The sequence below is a fragment of the Mycobacterium sp. TH-M15 genome (assembly GCF_057473705.1).
The window spans coordinates 1-2,454 of the sequence record NZ_JBYCLB010000353.1 but is presented as its reverse complement, the minus strand read 5'-3'; the positions used below and the strand labels follow the sequence as shown (position 1 = coordinate 2,454).

Genomic DNA, 2,454 nt, shown 5'->3' with positions numbered 1-2,454 from the left:
CGGCGGCCGCCCGCGCGGCCGCCATCGCCTGCACCCCCAGATCGCCGACGGTGCCGGCCGAGTCGAACACCGTCACCCGCTCACCGCCGCGACCCTCGGATTCCAGGCGCTCGGCGGCCTGGCGAGCCACCGCACAGGTCTTGGAGATGCCCGATGAGATCAACACGCAGACGACGGCGCCGTGCTGGGACAGCAACCCCTCAAAGACCGCGACGAAATCCGCGACGGTCGGCGGCGACGTCTTCGCCACCGTCTTCGACGCGTCCAGTTGGGCGTAGAACCGCCCGAAATCCCCGTCGAACTCCGACTCGCGCAGCAGGCCCGTGCCGACGTCGTAGTACAGCGACACCACGGTGATGCCGAGATTGTCGATCAGCGCGGTCGGCAGGTAGCCGGTGCTGTCGGTGACGATCGCAATGTCAGCCATCGGCGCCGTCCAGCGCCGCGCTGGGGAATCCACCGACCAGCAGCGCACCCGGACCGACGTGCGTCGCGAATATCGGACCCACCTCGCCGGTGAACTCCGGTTCGGTGCCGAACATCTCGCCGAGCCGGTCGACCAACCGCTGCGCGTCTTCGGGCGCGGCCGCGTGCTGCACGAACCACCGATCGGCGCCGACCGCGCGGCGCTGACTCATCAGCTCGACCAGCCGCTCGATGCCCCGCTTGCGGGTGCGCACCCGCTCGACGGCCCGGATCTCGGACTCCATCGTCAGAATCGGTTTGAGGTCGAGCGCGGATGCGATCCAGGTGACGGCGGTTCCGATCCGGCCACTGCGCCGCAGGTACTCCAGCGTGTCCAGCAGGCTCCACTGCCCGACCTCCTGGCGCACCCGGTGGGTCACCGCCAACACCCGGGAGACGTCCGCCCGGGCAGCGGCGGCCCGCGCTGCGGCTATCACCTGCACCCCCAGGTGGCCGCAGGCACCGGCCGAGTCGATCACCGTCACCCGTTCGCCACCTCGGCCCGCCAGCTCGGCGGCCGCCTGCCGGGCGAGCGTGCACACCTCGGAGACGGCCGAGGAGACCGTGATCGCGACGACGGCGCTGTGCTGCTCGAGCAGCGGCTCGAACACCTTGATGAAATCCTCGACCGGCGGCGGCGAGGTGCTGGCGACCGTCTTCGACGCGTCCAGCTGGGCGTAGAACCGCGGCAAATCGCCGTCGAACTCCGACTCACGCAGCGGGCCGTCCCCGAGGTCGTAGTAGCCGGAGACCACCGTGACTTCGAGGCGGTCGATCAGCGCATCCGGCAGATAGCTACTGCTGTCGGTGACGATCGCGATCTCCGCCATGTTCGTCCCATCAGGCCGGTTCCAAACCCGGCATGCCTGACCCCGCAAGCTAGCTGATCAGCCCGGACCGCCGTTCAGCTTCAGTATCCAACGGTACTCCGCAGATCAGCCGCGGAGAGCTTCTTCGCCGACTCCCCTCGGCGCTCAGCGCTGCACCGCCGCGATGATCCGCGGCAGGACGTCCAGGGTCGCGGCGCGGCCCACCTCGCGGGCGCGGTCGATCTGGTGCCACTCCAGAAATCCGACGTCACTCACGTCGGGCTTGATCACCACGTCGGCCTGCGCCAGCATCGTGCTCGATGCCATCGCGCTGCCGATCGTCATGGCGCGCATCAGGGTGTCGCCGATGCCCGGCACCCGGGGGGTATGTGGCTGGTGCGGGTCGGTGCCGACGCGTGGTTCGCCACCGGTGCGAACGTTCACCGCGATCAGCGGACCCTCCCGGCCGGCCAGCGCGGTCACCGGCAGGTTGTCCAGCACCCCACCGTCGACGTGCAACGTGTTGTGGTAAACCGCCGGGGCATACAGTCCCGGCACCCGCAGCGAGCAGCCGACCGCGTCGGCGAGCAGGCCGTGCCGGTGCACGACCGATCGCCGATTCAGCAAATCGACGCTGACGCAGCGGAATTGCTTGGGCAGCTCCTCCACGAGCTGCCCGTCGAAGGCGGTGCGCAGGGCATTGGCTGTGCGCCGGCCGCGGATCAGCGCCTTGCTCGGCAGGGTGTAGTCGCTTGTCGGGTTGTGTCGGATGAAGTACTCGTAGATGTTCGCGTCCACCGCGGCCGCGTCCATGCCGATGGCGGCGAACGCGGCGATGATCGCGCCCATGCTGGTGCCGGCGAGCCGGTCGACGGTCACCCCGGCCGCCTCCAACTCGTCCAGCACCCCGAGGTGGGCGAACGCCCGGGCGGCTCCACCGCTGAGCACCAGCCCGACCGAGCGTCCGGCGATGCGCGCCGCCAGCGGGCGCAGGTCCGCGGCGGCGTGCCCGGGGCGGACGACATGCACCGACCGCGGCGCGATCAACCGCTCCCAGCCTCGGAAGTCTCCCCGCCCCGGGGGTGCCCCCGCCAGCACCAGGTCGGCGCCGGTCGCCCGGGCCGGCAGTGGCTCCGGCGGCGGTCCCGGGTCCGCCGCCACCAGCACCACCCGGGCGGCG

3 protein-coding genes are annotated in these 2,454 nt (G+C 70.9%); all 3 read right to left on the bottom strand.

Annotated elements, in window-relative coordinates; genetic code table 11:
- Positions 1-427: DegV family protein (locus tag AC2VNT_RS08670; RefSeq protein WP_486946468.1), on the bottom strand; the 427-nt coding region annotated here is incomplete at its 3' end.
- A complete protein-coding gene (locus tag AC2VNT_RS08665) occupies positions 420-1,295 on the bottom strand; it encodes a DegV family protein (protein WP_486946467.1) in 876 nt (291 codons plus the stop codon). The genes AC2VNT_RS08670 and AC2VNT_RS08665, both read right to left, overlap by 8 nt.
- 144 nt (positions 1,296-1,439) lie before the next feature.
- Positions 1,440-2,454, bottom strand: a 1,015-nt coding sequence (locus tag AC2VNT_RS08660; protein WP_486946466.1) for a patatin-like phospholipase family protein, incomplete at its 5' end; no start/stop codon positions are given.

What these genes read in the sequence shown, in the direction of transcription:
- AC2VNT_RS08665 (WP_486946467.1), bottom strand. Translation starts at nt 1,295, where the DNA reads ATGGCGGAGATCGCGATCGTCACCGACAGCAGTAGCTATCTGCCGGAT.